The 19,544-nt window shown below is 50.8% G+C and carries 20 protein-coding genes; 13 read left to right on the top strand and 7 right to left on the bottom strand.

Annotated features, from left to right (window positions below; all coding sequences use genetic code 11):
• Positions 1–6: 6 nt before the first annotated feature.
• Together kdpA and kdpF are read right to left on the bottom strand one after the other, a co-directional pair.
• A complete protein-coding gene (kdpA, locus tag BN1044_RS09135; RefSeq protein WP_072308413.1) occupies positions 7–1,695 on the bottom strand; it encodes a potassium-transporting ATPase subunit KdpA in 1,689 nt (562 codons plus the stop codon).
• Positions 1,695–1,784 (bottom strand): K(+)-transporting ATPase subunit F, encoded by a 90-nt coding sequence (gene kdpF, locus BN1044_RS24200; protein ID WP_038502049.1) that lies wholly within the window; start codon positions 1,782–1,784, stop codon positions 1,695–1,697. Before kdpF ends, kdpA begins: the two co-directional genes overlap by 1 nt.
• Before the next feature lie 99 nt (positions 1,785–1,883).
• Between kdpF and BN1044_RS09145 the strand changes: the two genes are divergently transcribed.
• The 6 genes from BN1044_RS09145 to BN1044_RS09170 all read left to right on the top strand — a co-directional run bounded on the left by BN1044_RS09145 (position 1,884) and on the right by BN1044_RS09170 (position 7,420).
• Positions 1,884–2,525, top strand: a complete 642-nt coding sequence (locus BN1044_RS09145) for a hypothetical protein (RefSeq protein ID WP_247650241.1) — start codon at positions 1,884–1,886, stop codon at positions 2,523–2,525.
• Positions 2,526–2,825: 300 nt separating this feature from the next.
• Positions 2,826–3,026: a YbfA family protein gene (locus BN1044_RS09150; protein ID WP_072308414.1), complete on the top strand. Its 201-nt coding sequence runs from the start codon at positions 2,826–2,828 to the stop codon at positions 3,024–3,026.
• A 202-nt stretch (positions 3,027–3,228) separates the two neighbouring features.
• On the top strand, positions 3,229–4,176 hold the full coding sequence (locus BN1044_RS09155; protein WP_072308415.1) for a YbgA family protein: 948 nt from the start codon (positions 3,229–3,231) through the stop codon (positions 4,174–4,176).
• A 19-nt stretch (positions 4,177–4,195) separates the two neighbouring features.
• The gene (phrB, locus tag BN1044_RS09160; protein ID WP_072308416.1) at positions 4,196–5,626 is read left to right on the top strand and encodes a deoxyribodipyrimidine photo-lyase; all 1,431 of its coding nucleotides are present in this window, start codon (positions 4,196–4,198) and stop codon (positions 5,624–5,626) included.
• 38 nt (positions 5,627–5,664) lie between these two features.
• Positions 5,665–6,645, top strand: a complete 981-nt coding sequence (locus tag BN1044_RS09165) for an MBL fold metallo-hydrolase (protein ID WP_072308417.1) — start codon at positions 5,665–5,667, stop codon at positions 6,643–6,645.
• A gap of 31 nt (positions 6,646–6,676) precedes the next feature.
• The gene (locus BN1044_RS09170) at positions 6,677–7,420 is read left to right on the top strand and encodes a type 2 GTP cyclohydrolase I (protein WP_072308418.1); all 744 of its coding nucleotides are present in this window, start codon (positions 6,677–6,679) and stop codon (positions 7,418–7,420) included.
• 71 nt (positions 7,421–7,491) lie between these two features.
• Here BN1044_RS09170 and BN1044_RS09175 read toward each other — a convergent pair whose 3' ends face one another.
• The 4 genes from BN1044_RS09175 to xapA form a co-directional block, all read right to left on the bottom strand.
• Positions 7,492–7,827 (bottom strand): zinc ribbon domain-containing protein YjdM, encoded by a 336-nt coding sequence (locus tag BN1044_RS09175; RefSeq protein WP_025800696.1) that lies wholly within the window; start codon positions 7,825–7,827, stop codon positions 7,492–7,494.
• Positions 7,828–8,067: 240 nt separating this feature from the next.
• The gene (locus tag BN1044_RS09180; protein ID WP_072308419.1) at positions 8,068–9,003 is read right to left on the bottom strand and encodes a LysR family transcriptional regulator; all 936 of its coding nucleotides are present in this window, start codon (positions 9,001–9,003) and stop codon (positions 8,068–8,070) included.
• A gap of 78 nt (positions 9,004–9,081) precedes the next feature.
• On the bottom strand, positions 9,082–10,296 hold the full coding sequence (gene tsgA, locus BN1044_RS09185; protein ID WP_072308420.1) for an MFS transporter TsgA: 1,215 nt from the start codon (positions 10,294–10,296) through the stop codon (positions 9,082–9,084).
• 198 nt (positions 10,297–10,494) lie between these two features.
• Positions 10,495–11,331, bottom strand: coding sequence for a xanthosine phosphorylase (gene xapA / locus BN1044_RS09190; RefSeq protein WP_072308421.1), 837 nt, complete (start codon positions 11,329–11,331; stop codon positions 10,495–10,497).
• Between the two features lie 303 nt (positions 11,332–11,634).
• Here xapA and pxpB point away from each other — a divergent pair, with 303 nt between their 5' ends.
• The 4 genes from pxpB to nei all read left to right on the top strand — a co-directional run bounded on the left by pxpB (position 11,635) and on the right by nei (position 14,799).
• Positions 11,635–12,291: a 5-oxoprolinase subunit PxpB gene (gene pxpB, locus BN1044_RS09195; RefSeq protein WP_072308422.1), complete on the top strand. Its 657-nt coding sequence runs from the start codon at positions 11,635–11,637 to the stop codon at positions 12,289–12,291.
• Entirely contained in the window at positions 12,285–13,214 is a 930-nt protein-coding gene (pxpC, locus tag BN1044_RS09200) for a 5-oxoprolinase subunit PxpC (protein WP_072308423.1), read from the top strand. The genes pxpB and pxpC overlap by 7 nt, the downstream gene beginning before the upstream one ends.
• Entirely contained in the window at positions 13,207–13,941 is a 735-nt protein-coding gene (gene pxpA, locus BN1044_RS09205; protein ID WP_072308424.1) for a 5-oxoprolinase subunit PxpA, read from the top strand. Before pxpC ends, pxpA begins: the two co-directional genes overlap by 8 nt.
• Positions 13,942–14,007: 66 nt before the next feature.
• The gene (gene nei, locus BN1044_RS09210) at positions 14,008–14,799 is read left to right on the top strand and encodes an endonuclease VIII (RefSeq protein WP_072308425.1); all 792 of its coding nucleotides are present in this window, start codon (positions 14,008–14,010) and stop codon (positions 14,797–14,799) included.
• A gap of 121 nt (positions 14,800–14,920) precedes the next feature.
• Here the strand turns inward: nei and BN1044_RS09215 are convergent, their stop codons facing one another.
• Positions 14,921–16,201 (bottom strand): citrate synthase, encoded by a 1,281-nt coding sequence (locus BN1044_RS09215; RefSeq protein ID WP_072308426.1) that lies wholly within the window; start codon positions 16,199–16,201, stop codon positions 14,921–14,923.
• A gap of 764 nt (positions 16,202–16,965) precedes the next feature.
• Here BN1044_RS09215 and sdhC point away from each other — a divergent pair.
• Genes sdhC through sdhA form a run of 3 tightly spaced genes read left to right on the top strand, consistent with a single transcriptional unit; the run spans position 16,966 to position 19,506 of the window.
• The gene (gene sdhC, locus BN1044_RS09220) at positions 16,966–17,367 is read left to right on the top strand and encodes a succinate dehydrogenase cytochrome b556 subunit (RefSeq protein ID WP_072308427.1); all 402 of its coding nucleotides are present in this window, start codon (positions 16,966–16,968) and stop codon (positions 17,365–17,367) included.
• A complete protein-coding gene (sdhD, locus tag BN1044_RS09225) occupies positions 17,361–17,723 on the top strand; it encodes a succinate dehydrogenase membrane anchor subunit (RefSeq protein ID WP_025800706.1) in 363 nt (120 codons plus the stop codon). Before sdhC ends, sdhD begins: the two co-directional genes overlap by 7 nt.
• A gap of 1 nt (position 17,724) precedes the next feature.
• Positions 17,725–19,506 (top strand): succinate dehydrogenase flavoprotein subunit, encoded by a 1,782-nt coding sequence (gene sdhA / locus BN1044_RS09230; protein ID WP_025800707.1) that lies wholly within the window; start codon positions 17,725–17,727, stop codon positions 19,504–19,506.
• Positions 19,507–19,544 lie beyond the last annotated feature (38 nt).

Raw genomic sequence — 19,544 nt, forward strand, 5'->3', positions numbered from 1 at the left:
TATCTCTCAACGTGTTAACCAAACTTGCAGGTGTTCAGCTACCGGCCCCAGCGCCAGCGCTGGAATAAACGTTAATGCGCCGACCAATAAAATGGTGCCAACCAGCAATCCAATGAACAGCGCTCCTTGAGTGGGTAGCGTTCCGTTCCCGGCTGGCTGACGTTTTTTCGCGACTAAAGAACCCGCAATCGCCATCACCGGAATGATGACGCCAAAGCGACCAACGAACATGGCAATCGCCAACAGAACGTTATAGAACGGCGTATTCACACTCAGACCGGCGAAAGCGCTGCCGTTGTTGTTAGCCGCTGAAGAAAGGGCATAAAGCACCTCACTAAATCCATGAGCGCCCGGATTAAGAATGCCGGCGCGGCCTGCGTCGGTCATTAGCGCCACGGCGGAGCCAATCAGCACCAGCGCGGGGGTAACCAAAATGGCCACCGCCGTCATTTTCATATCGAAAACTTCGATTTTTTTGCCGAGATATTCAGGAGTACGGCCAATCATCAGGCCAGCAATAAAGACCGTCAGCAGCACGAAGAGCAACATGCCGTAGAGGCCAGAGCCCACGCCGCCAAAGACAACTTCACCGATCTGCATCAGCCACATGGGCACCATGCCGCCAAGCGCGGTGAAGGAGTCATGCATCGCATTTACCGCACCGCAGGATGCAGCGGTAGTGACAACCGAATACATCGCCGTTGCCAGAATGCCAAAGCGAGTTTCCTTCCCTTCCATGTTGAAATTGCTGGCTGCACCAAAGTCGGATAAATGCGGATTTCCCTGTAGCTCGGCGTACATCACCACGATAACCGCCACGACAAAAATCAGGCTCATGGCCCACAGTAGCGTATGGCCTTGGCGGCTTTCTCCCACGGCTTGCCCAAAGGCAAAGCAGAGCGCTGCTGGGATCAAGAAGATCGCCAACATTTGCACCATATTGCTCAGTGCCGTAGGGTTTTCGAATGGATGTGCCGAGTTAGCGCCAAAGAAACCGCCGCCGTTGGTGCCGAGTAATTTAATCGCTTCCTGCGAAGCCACCGGCCCCATTGGCAGCAGCTGAGTGCCGCCTTCCAGCGTATGCACCGTGATATAACCATGCAGGTTTTGTAGAACGCCTTGGCTGACGAAGAACAATGCCAGAATGAGCGACAGCGGCAGCAGAACGTAAAGCGTTACGCGGAACAGATCGACCCACGCATTTCCTAGCGTGCTTGCTGAGTGGCGAGCAAATCCACGGATCAACGCAAAGACTACGGCAATTCCCGTCGCAGCAGAAAGGAAGTTTTGTACGCTCAACCCAACCATTTGGCTGAAATAGCTTAAGGTGTTTTCGCCGCTGTATGCCTGCCAGTTAGTGTTGGTCACGAAGCTGACCGCGGTATTAAGCGCGAGGTGCCAAGACATCCCCGGCATTTGCTGTGGGTTCAGCGGCAATATGCCTTGTGCCATGAGTAGACCGAAGAGCAGTAAAATGCCCAGCAGGTTAAAGGCGAAAATGGCGAGCAAATATTGTAACCAACTCATTTCCTGCGGTTGGATCCCACAGCAACGCCAAAAACCATTTTCCACGCCGCGCAGGGCAACGAAGGGTTCACCATCAATCAGGCGTGCCAATACTCTTCCCAAAGGCAATGCCAAGGCAAAAAGCACCAGCAGAAATACCGCGATCATCAGAAACGCAGAAGCAGCCATCAGAATTCCTCCGCGTTAAATAATGCATAAATTAGATAAGCCAGCAGCAAGACAACCAAGACTGCACAGGCAATCACCCCGATATTCATACAACCTCTCCAAAGGCATTTTTGATACTGCCTAGCCTAGGTAACTTAGGGAATAAATAGCGTAAAAAGGCAGGGCGTGGGTGTAAAAAAAGTATAAAAATGGCGGAAAAACAGTCGATATCTGAGTGTTTTGCAAGCGAGATGTCGTTAAATGAAAAAGTGTGGAATACGTTTCGCAAATCTAATCGCAGCAGCTGGCGTCGCTTTTCTTCTGTCATTAGGGTGATGCCAATTCGTGGAGTGATGGGGAAAGAAGGGATGCTGGAGGTTTATCAGATAAATACATTTTTATATACGGTGTTGCAGCAGGCGCAGGTTGCTCTGCAACAACAGGATATCCAGCGTTTTGTGTGTGACGCTGCGGAAGCGTCTCGGCATGACGGGGTCGCTGAACGTCCGACAGCGACGCTATTACTGTCGGCACTACCTTTCAATCGACAATTGAAAAGGTTACAGGCTAGCGCAAAGGAGCAGGCTTTTTTTGTATGGAAAATGCTGTGTCTGCCTTTGAAGCAATTTCCAAGTTCAGGACGGCTGGTTTTAAATCAGCAAACGGATGAACCTGAATTAAATCGGCGATTGAAAAATCTCGCGGCAGAGCTAGGCCCCGTAGAGTTGCGGATCCTCAGGGGCTATCCATATCTTGTGCTGTATTTATTTAATGGTCGCGAAGTGTGTTTGCTGCGCTTGCTTGATGCATCATTGTTTAATGAAGCCTTCTTGAATGGCTATTTTTCATAGTGGAATTTTTAGTGTGAAACTTTTGTCACGCATAGTGAAATAAAAATGTTAAATAAAAGTATCAATAAAATAACTAATGTTAAGTTTTTATTTAACCATAAGGTAACAAAATTACATAAAGGCACAATGAAGGCGAAAAAAACGGCAAATATAGTGGTCGGATGAGTGGTAAACTTTCAGCAGATGGGGTAATATTTTGTTCAGATTACAGGCAAACTTAAATATGAAACATTTTAATTTATAACGTCCGCTGCTTTAGTGATCCCTTTAGGGAAACAGCTACGTTTTAAGGAGGACTCAATGTACCAACAGTATTCATTATCTCGCATTCTCCTGCGTCGTTGTGGCGTTGTTATTGCCGGTGTTTTGGCACTGCCAGTGATGTTATTCCGCAGTGATCGCGCACGTTTCTATAGCTATTTGCACCGTGTGTGGGCTAAAACTAGCGATAAGCCGGTTTGGTTGGCGCAGTCGGAGCAGGTTGCTGCTGATTTTTATTAATCGCCGCTAGCGAAACAGTAAACGTGAAGAAACCACCTCAATGCAGGTGGTTTTTTGCTATCTGGAACCATTAAAAGGAATTTTCTTCATCTGGTTTATCTTCGATTGTCCATATCCCTATCTTTCGTTGGTGTAATTCCTTCTCTTCTGCACCTACACTGAAAGTGCACAACCCATAAATATCAATAAATAGAGGTGCGCGATGTCAGATAAAATACCCGTTGGTGTGAGCGCCTGTTTACTGGGCGAAAATGTTCGTTTTGATGGTGGCCACAAACGGTTACCGTTTGCGGTGGATGAGTTGTCTGCTTTTGTTCGCTTCGAAGCCGTGTGCCCTGAAATGGCGATTGGTTTACCGTCTCCGCGTCCAACCCTCCGTTTGATCAAACAGGGCGATGATGTTGCTTTGGTTAACAGCCGCGACGGGGAAGGCGATGTGACGCAAAAAATGCGTGAGTTTTCCAAACAGAAAGTGGCGAGTCTTGAACATCTATGTGGCTACCTTGTCTGCGCCAAATCTCCCAGCTGCGGCATGGAAAGAGTGAAGGTGTATACCGAGCATGACGCGCGTAAAAGCGGGGTCGGGATTTTCACCCAGCAGCTGATGGCGCATATGCCTTGGCTGCCGGTAGAAGAGGACGGCAGATTATATGACCCCGAACTACGAGAGAATTTTGTTGAGCGCATTTACGCACTACACGAGTTTAACCAGCTTTGGAAAAACGGTTTAACCCGTGGCGCTCTGGTGGCTTTTCACAGCCGCTATAAGCTCTCTCTGCTGGCTCATTCACAGCCGGAATATCGCGAACTTGGGCGTTTTGTTGCGGCGATGGAGCAGTGGGAATCCTTAGATGAATACGCGTACGAATATCGAAATCGCTTTATGGCTTTGCTCAAGCATAAGGCCTCGCGGCGTAATCATACCAACGTGTTACAGCACGTTCAGGGCTATTTCCGTCGCCAGCTCACCAGCAGCCAGAGACAAGAGTTGGCCGATCTGATCCTGCGTTATCGGCAGGGAACCCAACCATTATTGGCGCCCATCACGCTGTTACGTCATTACCTCAAGGAATACCCAGACAGCTATTTAGCCGGGCAGCGCTATTTCGACCCTTATCCTGAAGTACTGCGTTTGCGGTATGGTCACTAAGCATTGACAAGGAAGCGTAATGACTGCCACACATTTAGTTTGGTTTCGTAATGATCTACGGATAACGGATAACCGCGCGCTGCATGCCGCCTGTCAGGATATTCACGCTAAGGTGATCGCGATTTATATCGCGACGCCTGAGCAGTGGCGGCAGCATGATATGGCACCGCGTCAGGCGGCATTTATCCAGCAAAATTTACATTGTTTAGATGCTTCACTAGCAGAAAAAAACATCACGCTTTTCTCTCATCAATGCGCAGACTTTGCCCAGAGCATTGAGTGGCTCAGTGATTTTTGCCAGAAAAACGGCGTCACCGACCTATTTTATAACCGCCAATATGAACTGAACGAGCGACACCGCGACGATCGAGCCGGTGAGTTACTGCAGGGAAAGTGCACGCTGCACGCCTTTGATGACAGTTTGCTTCTGCCACCCGGCAGCGTGGTGACCGGTAGCGGCGAAATGTATAAGGTGTTTACCCCGTTCCGTAAGTCTTTCCTACAGCGGTTAACTCATTCAGATACACGCTGTTTGCCAGCACCAAAACCGAGAGCGGGCAACGCTGAACGGTTGCCGATAGTGTCTTTTGATTATCCCTTCGAGCAACCCGACCCGTCACTATTCCCAGCGGGAGAGGACGCTGCGTTACAGCGTTTGCGAAGTTTCTGCCGCGAACGCGTGCAGGATTATCAACAGCAGCGTGATATCCCCGCCATTAATGGCACGAGTTGCCTGTCGCCTTATCTGGCCATCGGCGTGCTGTCGCCGCGTCAGTGTTTTAACCGGCTTTTAGCGGAGTGTCCGCAGGCGTTGGAAGACGATCAAAGCGGCGCCTTTGTTTGGTTGAATGAGCTGGTTTGGCGCGAGTTTTATCGCCACCTGCTGGTGGCTTATCCCAAGCTGTGTCGGCATAAGCCGTTTATTGCGTGGACTGACAATGTGCGCTGGAGCGGTGACGCCGATCATTTAGCCGCGTGGAAAGCAGGGAAAACCGGTTTTCCGATTGTGGATGCCGCGATGCGGCAATTAAACCAAACCGGGTGGATGCATAATCGACTGCGCATGATTGTCGCCAGCTTTTTAGTTAAAGATCTGTTGATAAACTGGCGAGCGGGAGAGTGCTATTTTATGTCTCAACTGCTGGACGGAGATTTGGCGGCAAATAACGGTGGTTGGCAGTGGGCGGCATCTTCGGGAACCGATGCGGCGCCCTATTTTCGTATTTTTAACCCGACCACACAGGGCGAGCGTTTTGACAAAAAGGGCGATTTTATTCGTCGTTGGCTGCCGGAGCTTGCGGATGTACCAGACAGTGATATTCATCACCCGCATCAATGGGCGATTAAACAAGGTCGCGTGTTAGACTACCCTGAACCTCTGGTGGATCATGCCGTTGCACGTAAGCAAACCCTTCAAGCTTTTGAAGAGGCTAAGCGAGGCGCGGGCTGATATTTCCAGCCGCTTTTACTGCAAGGAGCACGTAACAAATGCGAAAGACACTCATAGCTGTGGTGCTGGCGGGCTATTCCGCATTTACCTGGGCCAGTTTTGACGTTGTGGCGTTAGGCACTCAGGGAGGATTATCGGGAGATAACCTGACTTCCTACCTTATTCGCACCGAGGGGGATGCCCGCTATATTGCGCTTGATGCGGGGAGCACTTTACCCGGCATTGCGAAAGGCATTGAAAAAGGAAGTTTCCCAGACGTCACGCCAGAAAAAGCCGCACCGCTCACGCCGCAGGGATACATTTTTCGTGAGCAGATTAATGCCTATTTCATTAGTCACCCTCATCTGGATCACGTTGCCGGTCTGATTCTGGGTTCGCCAGATGACAAAAAGAAGACTATCTATACCCTCGCCGACAGTGCGAATACGCTGCATAACCACTATTTCAACTGGAAAAGTTGGCCGAATTTCAGCGATTCAGGCAACGGTGAACGATTAGGCACTTATCGAATTAATTCGCCGCGCGTCGGACAGACTTTTACATTAGGCGTCACGCCGATGCGCGGGGTGATTTATCCGCTGAGCCACAATGGAACGGCGTCGTCGATGCTGTTGATTAGCGCGCGCGGAGAGTCTTTTGCCTATTTTGGCGATACCGGCGCTGATGCCGTAGAACGCTCTAAAAATCTGGATGCAATTTGGCGTGTTTTAGGACCGCTTATTCAGCAAAAAGCGCTCAAAGGGATGATTATTGAAACCTCCTATGATGACGCGCAGCCTGACAACAAACTGCTTGGACATCTGACGCCGAAATTGCTGCTTTCAGAGCTGGCTCAGCTTGAGAAATACAGCGGCGGCGCAGGTTCGTTGAAAGATTTACCGATTGTGATTAGCCATATTAAACCCACGCTGGTGGCGGGGAAGGATCCGCAAGCGCTGATTCAGCAACAGCTGAGCGCAGGGAATTCATTGGGCGTGAAGTTTATGTTTATGCAACAGGGCGACAAAGCCGTTTTCTAATGATTAATCCAAATTTTTGTGACTAGACACTATGAATAATATTGAACTGGAAAAACTGCTCGATCAGCAACTTAGCGTTAACGATTTCCGTGACTATGCACCCAATGGTTTGCAGGTTGAAGGGCGACAGGAAATTAAGAAAGTTATTACCGGTGTGACTGCCTGTCAGGCCCTGCTCGACGCCGCCGTGGCGGAGCAGGCCGATGCTATTTTGGTGCACCACGGTTATTTCTGGAAAAACGATGCGCCTACCGTGCGCGGTATGCGTCGACGTCGTTTGAAAACGCTGCTGATTAATGACATTAACCTGTATGGCTATCATCTGCCGCTGGATGCCCATCCGGTGCTGGGCAACAATGCGCAGCTGGCACGCGTGATGAAAATCAAGCCATTAGGGATGATCGACCCTTTACTGCCTTACGGTGAGTTTGAGCAACCGATGAGCGCGGGTGAGGTGATTGGTCGCTTAGAGCGTAAGCTACAGCATGCCGTGTTACACAGCGGAGACAATGCGCCACAGGAGATCCGTCGAGTTGCGTGGTGTACCGGCGGTGGCCAGAGCTATATTGAACAGGCCGCTGAGTTTGGCGTTGACGCGTTTATTAGCGGTGAGGTTTCAGAGAAAACTATTCATATCGCCCGTGAGATGGGGCTGCATTTCTTTGCGGCGGGTCATCATGCGACAGAACGTGGTGGCATTCGTGCGTTAGGCGAGTGGTTAGCGGCGGAACATGGATTAGACGTGAAGTTTATTGATATCCCTAATCCAGCGTAAAAGCGTTATGCAGTAATGAGAAACACTCCGTTGCTATCGGTATTTGTCTGATAACAACGGAGGTAAAAATATTAGCTCTTTTTCACAAACTCAGATTTCAGCTTCATTTGGCCGAAACCGTCGATTTTACAATCGATGTTGTGGTCGCCTTCAACCAGACGAATTCCCTTCACTTTAGTGCCGATCTTCAGCATAGACGAGCTGCCTTTCACCTTCAGATCTTTGATCACGGTGACGGAATCGCCGTCAACCAGCAGATTGCCGTTGGCGTCTTTCACCACCAGTTCATCGCTTTCTTCTGCCGGTGCGCTGTCATTCCATTCGTAGGCGCATTCAGGACAGATGTACATATCGTTGTCCTGATAGGTGTATTCAGAGTTGCACTTCGGGCAGTTTGGTAATTGCATGCTAAGGTCGCCTTTAACAGAAAATAAAAAAATGCAGCGCTGCTATTGTGATGATTGATACCCACGGTCTTGGCGTCGTCTCAAGTTGGTAGGGCATCTAGCAGAGATTCCGCAGGGCGGATCTGCAAAGCGCGCGATCATACAACTTTTGACCAATGTCGAAAATGATTTATGTTAAAAAGATCGCAATTAGAGTGTTTCTTATAACCTAAATAGAGCATGGAGTCTATTTTCTCGCCGTTAGGCTGCAATGTGCCCCAGCGCCTGCAGAAATGCGTGCGCAATCGGTGATTGGAGTTCGCGATGGTAGAGCGCATAGAGATCGGCGGGGATCGGCTGTTTTAGGGGAACAAACGTCACGCCTGGCCAGTGAATAAGCGAGCAGGTTTCCGGTAATAACGCGATGCCCAAGCCTGCGCTGACCAGCGCCAACACCGTTTGTGGCTCCATGGCCTGTTGGGCTATGAGTGGATAAAAACCGGTCTGCACGCAGTAATCATAGAGCTGCTGGGCAAAATCGCTGTGGCTGAACGAGAGCGAGATAAATGGGCGTTCGGCAAGCTGCATAAGGTCGAGGCTTGAGAACTGGCATAAAGGATCGTGATCGAGCAATGCAACCATGACAGATTCGCGAGCAATATGCTGGTAGCAGATATTGGGCGTGGACTCTACGGCCACATTTCGGTTGATGCCAATATCGATGGTGTGCTGCATGATCTGTTCAATTTGGCGCTGCTGCGGCAGCTCATGCAACGTCCACGTAGCGTGGGGGTAATCAGCGCGAAATGATTTTAGCGCGGGTAACAGCGCCCCCCACAGCGCGGTGCCGATGATGCCGATATTCAAGTGTTGGTTTTCATTGCGTCCGATCTGACGCACATAATTCAATGAGGTTTCGGTCGCATTCAAAATGCGATCGACCTCGGTTTTGAGCACGCCTCCGGCGTGGGTTAACGCCACTTTTCGGCTGTTACGTTCGAGCAGCTTAACCTCAAGTATATCTTCTAGCTCTTTAATCTGCGTGCTGAGCGGCGGCTGGGAAATATTCAGCAGTGCCGCAGCGCGGCCAAAGTGCAGTTCATCAGCCAACACCTGAAAATAACGCAGCATGCGTAGACTGATACGGCCGTTGCTGTGTACGTGAGTGGTGAGTTGAGCGATAGGCGTGGTTGGCATGAGGCACCTGAATGAAAAAAGGCAGTACTGCATGATGCAGACCGCCTTGGAGGGAGTCAAATAATCAGAAAAATATCGCTAGGCCGAGGCTTGGGTTGCTTTGGCATGAGAGATTTTTTCAGCACGGCTGAGTGCGATGGCGGCCAATAACGCAATCAGCAATAAGCCATACGAAATTGCCGCGGTTCCCAATGCCCAATGCAGCCCGTAGTAGGAGTTCATCAGCGATGACACGGTTGCAAACAGCAATGTACCCACGGTGCCACAGGTGAGTAGGGCAGAGATAAGGGTTGGCGGGCTGTGGCGCACCTGAAGTGAACCATAGCTCATCAATCCAGAGAATAATCCGGAGTTGAAGAAGCCAAATACGCCGCAGGCGACCATGATGAGCTGGGTATTTGTGCTGGTGGTGATCACTAGAATGGAGGCCATTCCGATCAGCGCGCAAGCTAACAGGAAGGTGCGTAGCTTCATTAATTTGACAGTGAATTGGTTAACGAACAGACCCGTGGCTTTCGCCCACCAGTAGCATGCCGTGAACAGCGCAGCGTTTTCCGGCGTGATGTGGAAGCGATCTTGCAGATAGGTTGGTGTCCACATGGTGAAAATAGGTTCAGCCAATAAGAAAGCGAACAGCGCAAAGCAGAGCAGATAAATAGCGGCTCCCCATGGTTCTGCCGTGGTTTGGACGGCGTGCGTTGAGGTTTCAGCCGGTGCTTCGGTGGTTGGAAAGCGGCTACGCAAGGTGATGGACAACATTAAAGCACCGATTGCGCCCATAATCGCGTACATGGCTAACCAGTTTGCACCGAGTTTAAACATCCAAGCGAGCACGACCGAGAGCGTTGCCCCCGCTAAACTGAAGAAAAAGTCGGTAAAAATTAGGCTGGAAGAGCGTTTTTTCTCTTCAGGATTGATGCGAACCACCAAATAACTGCCGATGGTCATAAATACGCCCCCGCAGGCGCCAATCAAGGTCACGGCGACGCTGAAGACGGTGAGCGTGGGGCTAAGAAACAGTACGATGCTGACGATCACGGTGACGGCGGAGGCGATCACCAATGGCTTTTGCAGACCCCATTTTTTCATCAAGAGTCCGCCGAGCATGATCGGTAGGAACATCCCCAGATTCATCAGCGTAAATACCTGACCGATGAAGCTGTAGTCTTTGTGAAATGCGTCGCACAGCGGGCCGAGAACGATACCCAAGGTAGAAACCAGTGCGCCCACAAAATAGTAACTGAGGTAGGAAATCGCGTTCATATTCACGCGAGAGAAAGATGACTCTGTCATAGCGAAACTCCAAGCCGGAGAATGAATAAGGCGGGCTTATGCTGTAATACTTCCGCTGAAGTTCGATTTTAGGGGGAATCGTAGGGATGGGGTCGTAGCAGCTTTAGCTGCCAGAGCGCCCCACCCTGCGGTAGCCCCCGTGCATCTCGATCAATTAAACGTTCGCATTACGCTTATGCTGCCCGCTATTGGCCTAAATTACTGCGCATAGCCCGCAACAAATGTACCGATCAGGCGGACAAAGTCGTCGGTTACCATGGCAGCGCATTTCAGCGTTTGTTCGTGAGAAAGCTCGACGTCGCTCAGGCCTTCAGCCATGTTGGTGATGGCTGAAACCGCCAGCACTTTCAGGCCGCAGTGGCGAGCCGCAATCACTTCAGGCACCACAGACATCCCCACCACGTCGCCGCCGATCATTTGCATCATGCGGATTTCAGCGGCGGTTTCGAAGTTAGGCCCCGGATAGGAAACGAATATCCCTTCGTGCAGTTTTAGCGACAAAGATTCGGCGGTTTGATGCAGGCGGCTACGCAGGTCGGCGTCATAGGCGTTGGCGAGGCTGAAGAAACGCGGGCCAAAACGTTCATCATTAGGGCCAACCAGCGGCGTTGAAGGCATGGTGTTAATGTGATCGTTAAGTGCCACCAAGCTCCCAGCGGGAATACCGGTATTCAGAGAGCCAGCCGCGTTGGTACAAAATAGGAACTCACAGCCCAAAAGTTTGAAGGTGCGTACCGCTGGGGTCATGATCCCCATGCCTTTGCCTTCATAGAAATGTCCGCGCCCTTTCATACAGACAACGTCTACGCCGTTGATCGAACCTAACACTAACTCTCCGGCATGGCCGACGACGGTACTGACGGGAAAACCGGGCAGATCCTGATAGGAAATAGCGACTTTGTTATCAAGCTGGTCGGCAAATACACCTAAACCGGAGCCGAGAATGAGCGCAATGCGTGGTTTGAATCCGGGCTTAGCCGCGCGGATGATATCTGCGGCATGAAAAGGGAAGTTATCACAATGTGAGAAAGACATAGTCGACTCCAGAAAAGGGAAGGTATGTCCGCATTGTGTGTATGGCTTCGATTGGCAATCCAATATTAAAAATGCTTTGATTGATATGAAAATCGAATTGATAGCGCGCTTGGGCAATTTATATTTCAGATTCAGCGCATTGTGAAAGCGACGAGGAAGAGGTACTCGCGGATGGGTGCTAACTCAAATTGCCATTCTGTGATCGGAATCTCACTGGTGGATTCATTGACGGCGGTGTTGTCTTTGCGCATAAGTTAACGTAGTGATTGATTATTTGTGGGTGAAATCCATAGGGAGGCGGTCTTGCAAAAAGCACGATGTTATCTGTTAGGTGAACGCGCGGCGGTGTTAGAACTTGAGCCCCCTTTGTCTTTAGAGAGTCAAAAGCGTATTTGGTCGTTAACCACGCGCCTGCGCGAGTATCCGAACGTAGCGGAAGTGATTCCCGGTATGAACAACATTACTCTGCTGCTATCGGTACCGAAGGCCGATCCGGTTGAAGCGCTGGAAAAACTACAGCAGTGGTGGGAAGAGAGCGAGTCTGCCCAGCCAGAAGTGAGCCACATTGATATCCCCGTGATCTATGGCGGAGCAGAAGGACCCGATCTAGAAGAAGTGGCTCGATTGCATAATCTGACCGCACGTCAGACCGTCGAGCTGCACAGCAGCGCCGAATATGTGGTCTATTTCCTCGGTTTTCAGCCGGGCTTCGGTTATTTGGGCGGTTTGCCTGAGGCGTTGCATACGCCACGACGCGCGGTTCCCAGAGTGAAAGTGCCGCAGGGCTCGGTGGGTATCGGCGGCAGCCATACCGGTGTTTATCCGCTAGCATCTCCCGGTGGTTGGCAGATTATTGGCAATACGCCGCTGGCGTTATTTGATCCTCAGGCTTCGTCATCAACCTTGCTACGTCCCGGTGATAGCGTGCGCTTTGTACCGCAGAAGGAGGGAGTATGTTGAAAATTATTCGTGCGGGTTTGCAAACGACGGTACAGGATCAGGGGCGTCATGGCTTTCGTGGTCAGGGCGTGGGTTTAGGCGGTGCTTTGGACGCGCCCGCGCTGTACGCCGCGAATATCTTGGTAGGAAATAAAGGCACTGACGCAGGGCTTGAGATCACCCTCGGTGAATGTACGGTGGAGTTTACCCGCGATGGCTGGATGGCATTAACCGGCGCGGGGTGCGATGCCTATCTGGATAAGCAGCGTATCTGGACCGGCTGGAATTATCCGGTTCGTGCGGGACAACGTTTGATGTTACACCGCCCTAAGCGCGGCATGCGTAGCTATCTTGCCGTCAGCGGAGGGATTGATGTGCCCGAAGTATTGGGATCGCGAAGCACCGATCTCACCGGCGGCTTTGGCGGATTGGAAGGGCGTAAATTAAAGGATGGCGATAGCTTACCTTTAGCCGATGTGCGCTTTGTGCCGAAAAAATCCCAAGGTATTAAGCAACTACTTTTCAACAACTATATCCGTGTGTTGCCGGGGCCAGAGTTTCAGGAATTTAGCCCGCAGGAACAGGACTTTTTCTGGCGTACACCGTGGCATCTCAGCCCGCAAAGTAATCGTATGGGCTATCGCTTAACCGGACATTCGTTGAAACGCGAGAGTTCACGCGAGATGTTTGCACATGGTCTATTGCCCGGCGTTATTCAGGTGCCTCACGGCGGTCAGCCGATTGTGCTGATGGCTGATGCGCAAACCACCGGCGGATATCCGCGTATTGCCTGTGTGATCGAAGCCGATCTCTATCATTTGGCACAGATCCGCCTCGGTGAGCCGATTCACTTTATTCGTTGCACGCTGGCACAAGCCCAGCAGGCGTATAAAGAACAGAGAATTTATCTGCGCCAGCTGGAGCGAGGGATTCAGGGTGATTGATCTCAATGCGGATTTAGGCGAAGGCGGGGCGAACGACTATGCGCTGCTAAAGCTGGTCAGCTCAGCCAATATCGCCTGCGGATATCACGCCGGTGATGATGCAACCATGCGACAGTCGGTTATTTGGGCCAAGGAGTTGGGCGTCGCTATCGGCGCACACCCTAGCTTTGCTGACCGAGAGAATTTTGGCCGCAGCCGTCAAAACCTGCCACCGGATGAGGTTTATCAGTTGGTTACTGAACAGCTTCATGCGCTCAATCGGCATTGTTTGGCGCTGGGTGCAACCCTGCGGCACGTGAAACCCCATGGCATGCTCTACAACCAAGCTGCGGTTGACCCCGCGCTGGCGCATGCCATTGCGCGTGCCGTGCTGGATTTTAACCCCGCCCTGCGTTTGGTTGGTCTGGCGGGAAGCGCACTGATAAGTGAGGGGCGGGCATTAGGTTTAACCACATGGCAGGAAGTTTTTGCCGATCGCAACTATCAGGCTGATGGTTCTTTAGTTGCGCGTAGTGAACCTAATGCGTTAATCACTGATGACCAACAGGCACTGCGACACACCCTGATGATGGTACAACATCATCAGGTGGTTACCCCTCAGGGCGATATTGTGCCTGTTCAGGCTGATACCGTATGTTTGCACGGCGACAATGCGCATGCGTTGGATTTCGCACGTTTGTTACGCGCCCATTTTTCACAGCAAGGGATTAAGGTCAGCGCCGAGTGACGTTTGGCACGCTATGCCGATCGCGCTATTCTGGCCTTAGGTTTTAGCCAGATTAAGAGAGTTCAGATGCCAGAAGGCCCAGAGATTCGTCGCGCTGCGGATAAGCTCACCGATGCCGTAGTGGGCAAAACGCTGACCGAAGTATGGTTTGCGTTTCCTCAGTTAAAGCATTATCAGTCACAGCTGGTAGGCGAAAAAATTGAAGACATTGAAACGCGAGGTAAAGCGTTACTGACGCACTTTTCCAATGGCTTAACCATGTATAGCCATAATCAGCTCTACGGGGTGTGGAAAATCGTTGATGCGGGCGAAACGCCGGATACCAAACGCGATCTGCGCGTTCGTCTTGAAACCGAAGATAAAGCCATTTTGTTATATAGCGCGTCGGATATCACCATCGCACCGCGTGAGGAGATCGCACAGCATCCGTTTTTGCAACGGGTTGGGCCGGATGTTTTAGATTTGCGGCTGAATGCGACGCAGGTCAAAGAGCGCTTGATGCAGCCTGCGTTTCGTCGCCGTCAGTTTGGCGGATTATTGCTGGATCAGCGCTTTTTAGCGGGGTTAGGTAACTATCTGCGGGTTGAGATTTTGTGGGATGCTGAGCTGGCGCCAACGCATAACGCCCAGTCGCTGCGTGAAGATCAGCTTGAGCACCTATCCCATGCGCTGTTGGATATTCCTCGGCTTTCGTATAACACCCGTGGAACGATGGATGACGATGTGCATCATGGCGCTCTGTTTCAATTTAAAGTCTTTCATCGTGCCGGTGAGCCTTGTTTGCGCTGCGGCGAGATGATTGAGAAAACGATGATTTCGTCTAGACCGTTTTATTGGTGCCCGAATTGCCAGCGGTGATGGTTAGGAATAATACGCCCTTCCAGCTCTCCCCTAGGTAGGGGACGGAGCAGATTGGAATAGGTTCTCGGCATGCTTCTCCCCCTGACAAGGGGGAGTCTGGGAGGGCGTTTTAGATAAATTATTTCTTCAACTGAGACTCAAACGGACGTTTGTCGTAGCCGGTGTACAGCTGACGAGGACGCGCAATTTTAATGCCGTCGTCGTGCATTTCGTTCCAATGGGCAATCCAGCCAACGGTACGTGCCATAGCGAAGATAACGGTAAACATTGAAGACGGAATACCCATAGCTTTCAAAATGATGCCAGAGTAGAAGTCGACGTTTGGATACAGTTTTTTCTCGATGAAGTACGGGTCGTTCAGCGCGATGTGTTCCAGCTCCATCGCCACTTCCAGCAGGTCATCTTGCAGGTTCAATTCTCTCAACACTTCGTGACAGGTTTCACGCATCACGGTAGCGCGTGGGTCATAGTTTTTATAAACACGGTGACCGAAGCCCATCAGGCGGAAAGAGTCGTTTTTGTCTTTGGCACGACGAACAAACTCTGGAATGTGATCAACAGAGCTGATTTCTTCCAGCATTTTCAGTGCGGCTTCGTTTGCACCGCCGTGCGCAGGTCCCCACAGCGAGGCAATACCTGCAGCGATACAGGCAAAGGGATTAGCACCGGAAGAGCCTGCGGTACGAACGGTTGAGGTCGATGCGTTTTGTTCGTGGTCAGCGTGTAGGATTAAAATACGATCCATGGCGCGCTCAAGGATTGGGTTGACCACATATTCTTCACACGGCGTAGAGAACATCATGTTCAAGAAGTTGCCAGCGTAAGACAGATCATTCTTCGGATAAACAAACGGTTGGCCGAGTGAATATTTGTAGCACATCGCCGCCAGCGTTGGCATTTTAGACAACAGACGATATGCCGCAATCTCACGATGGCGTTCGTTGTTAACGTCTAACGAGTCATGATAGAACGCCGCCAGAGAGGCGGTAACACCGCACATCACCGCCATTGGGTGAGAGTCGCGACGGAAACCGTGGAACAGACGGGTAATCTGTTCGTGGATCATGGTGTGGCGAGTGACCGTGGTTTTAAAGGTTTCGTACTCTTTTGCCGTTGGGGCTTCGCCGTAAAGCAGGATGTAGCTAACTTCCAAATAGTTGGAGTTTTTCGCCAGCTCATCGATTGGGAAACCGCGATGCAGCAGGATGCCTTCGTCACCGTCGATATAGGTGATTTTTGATTCGCAAGAGGCCGTGGAGGTGAATCCTGGGTCAAACGTGAAGTAGCCCTTTGAACCGAGGCTACGAATATCAATCTCTTCTGCGCCCAACGTGCCCGAAAGTACATCAAGTTCAATTGTTTCGGAATCGAGCGTCAGCGTCGCTTTCTTGTTAGCCATTACAGTCTCCTTAGCGCCTCTAGATTTAAGAACCATTAACGACCGACACACCGTTAGTGGGTACCAGCCTCCCTGTTAGCGATTCTTCGCGCTCTGTTGACCACCGTCGAATGTCGTGGGGGTCTTAAATTATAGGGTACAGAGTGCAATTTATCCTGCTAACGGCCAGTTTGCCGTTCGACGACTACTCGCTCGTCGATGTTTAGAATGTTAATGATTCGTTGGTATTCTTTATAACATAATTAATTATTGTCTACGTTAAACCTATGGGTATTCACATATTCCACTGTTGCATAACTTTGCACTGGGGGAAAGGGTTTGCTCATCAATAGTACAACGTAGGTCTATTCGCCACTCTGTTGTAACGGAAATGTTGATTCCTTGTCAAATCATGTAATTAATTTTGGCGTATTTGTTACTTTCGTGACTTATGTCACTGTTCCGGTCAAATGTCTTTAATCAGGTTGTATTCGAATTGTAATCAAATTGTGATACTTCTATACTGCCGCCAGGTCTCCGGGACTTATTGTTTTTTAGGGTTGTACCCTCTAAGAAACTGCCCTGAAGTAGGAGCACCCAGCGTGAATATGAAGCGCGCCGTTTTAGCACAGTGGAAGCTGTAGGCGCGTGACGTGATGGATTACCCAACTTATTGGGTTGCGATAGGTGAACGCCGAAGCAACTTTAATCAGACAGGTAAAGCGCTGCTTGACCCCGCCCAGGCCCGGAGGAAGGAAAAATAATAAAAGAGCTGTGTGGGCGCTATGATAAAAAATGTCGAAAAGCTTTCAAAAAAACAAAGACCCGTCAATCTGGATCTGCAAACGATCCGATTTCCCGTCACTGCGATAGCCTCCATATTACACCGCGCTTCAGGTGTGATTACCTTTGTATCACTCGGTATTCTGCTTTGGTTGCTGGGACTTTCTCTTTCTTCTCCAGAAGGGTTTGTTCAGGCCGCAGCGGTTATGGATAGCTTTATCGTTAAATTCATTGTGTGGGGCATCCTCACCGCATTGGCGTACCACATCTGTGGTGGTATTCGTCACATGTTGATGGATTTTGGCTACATCGAAGAGAGTTTCGCCGCAGGTAGTCGCACAGCTTATGTTTCATTTGCGATCACCGTCGTACTTTCTATTTTAGCTGGAGTCCTCGTATGGTAACCCCAAACTCAAAAACCAGTGCATCAGCCTTAGGCCGTAATGGGATACATGATTGGTTACTGCTGCGTGCGGCGGCCATCGTTATTACCTTATATGTTCTCTACATTCTCGGTTTTATCTTCACCGCAGATTCCCTGACCTATGAAATCTGGCGCGGATTCTTCGCCTCTAACATCACTAAAGTCTTTACCGTGCTCACGTTGGTATCAATTTTGGCTCACGCCTGGATTGGTATGTGGCAAGTGTTAACGGATTACATTAAACCGCTGGCATTACGGCTGATTCTTCAGCTCGTTATCGTTGTCGCGCTGGTGGTTTACTTGGTTTACGGAACATTAGTTGTGTGGGGTGCCTAACATGAGTCAGTCAGTTAGTGGTCTTGAAGTAAGAGAATTTGATGCTGTTGTTATCGGTGCGGGTGGCGCAGGTATGCGTGCCGCGCTGCAAATCTCCCAGATGGGACTGTCTTGCGCCCTGTTATCTAAAGTATTCCCAACGCGTTCACATACCGTATCCGCTCAGGGCGGTATCACGGTTGCACTGGGTAACACCCATGAAGATAACTGGGAATGGCATATGTATGACACGGTGAAAGGTTCCGACTATATCGGTGACCAAGACGCCATTGAATATATGTGTAAAACCGGCCCAGAGGCGATTCTAGAATTAGAACACATGGGACTGCCATTCTCGCGTTTAGACGATGGCAAAATTTATCAGCGTCCGTTTGGTGGCCAGTCCAAAAACTTTGGCGGCGAGCAAGCGGCACGTACCGCAGCGGCGGCTGACCGTACCGGTCATGCGCTGTTGCACACGCTTTATCAGCAGAACCTGAAAAACCACACCACGATTTTCTCCGAGTGGTACGCGCTGGATCTGGTGAAAAACCAAGACGGTGCCGTGGTTGGAACAACGGCTATCTGTATCGAAACCGGCGAAGTGGTTTACTTCAAAGCGAAAGCCACCATTTTGGCGACCGGCGGTGCAGGACGTATTTACCAGTCAACGACTAACGCGCATATCAATACCGGCGACGGCGTGGGTATGGCGCTGCGTGCTGGGGTTCCGGTACAGGATATGGAGATGTGGCAGTTCCACCCAACCGGTATCGCCGGTGCGGGGGTTCTGGTTACCGAAGGTTGCCGTGGTGAAGGCGGTTATTTGCTGAATAAACACGGTGAGCGTTTCATGGAGCGTTATGCGCCAAACGCGAAAGACCTTGCAGGCCGTGACGTGGTTGCACGCTCCATCATGATTGAAATTCGTGAAGGCCGTGGCTGCGATGGTCCTTGGGGGCCGCATGCCAAACTGAAACTGGATCATCTGGGCAAAGACGTGCTTGAAGCACGCCTGCCGGGGATCTTGGAACTGTCGCGTACCTTTGCGCACGTGGATCCGGTGAAAGAGCCGATCCCGGTTATCCCAACCTGCCACTATATGATGGGCGGGATCCCAACCAAAGTTACGGGCCAAGCGTTAACCGTGAATGAGAAGGGCGAAGACGTGGTGATCCCTGGGCTGTTCGCGGTTGGCGAAATTGCCTGCGTATCGGTTCATGGGGCTAACCGCCTAGGCGGTAACTCATTGCTTGACCTCGTGGTATTTGGGCGTTCTGCTGGCCTGCATTTGCAAGAGTGCCTGACCGAACAAGGTCCAAGCCGTGACGCTAGCGAATCTGATATCGAAGCATCTCTGGATCGTATGAATCGTTGGAACAACACCCGCAGCGGTGAAGATCCGGTTCAAATCCGTAAAGACCTCCAGTCTTGCATGCAGCACAACTTCTCGGTATTCCGCGAAGGTGATGCGATGGCGAAAGGCTTGGAAGAGCTGAAAGTGATCCGTGAGCGTCTGAAAAGCGCACGTCTGGACGATACTTCTAGCGATTTCAACACCCAACGCGTTGAGTGCTTGGAATTGGATAACCTGATGGAAACTGCTTTTGCGACCGCAGTTTCAGCGAACTTCCGTACCGAAAGCCGTGGCGCACATAGCCGCTTCGACTTCCCGGATCGTGATGACGCTAACTGGCTGTGCCATAGCCTGTATCTGCCGCAAACCGAGAGCATGACACGCCGCAGCGTGAACATGGAACCTAAGCTACGTCCGGCGTTCCCGCCGAAGATCCGTACTTATTGATTGTTCCATCAATCACTCGGTTAGTTACCCATTTTTTG

Origin of the sequence: Hafnia alvei (genome assembly GCF_900095695.1) — a bacterium.
Lineage (GTDB): Bacteria > Pseudomonadota > Gammaproteobacteria > Enterobacterales > Enterobacteriaceae > Hafnia > Hafnia alvei_B.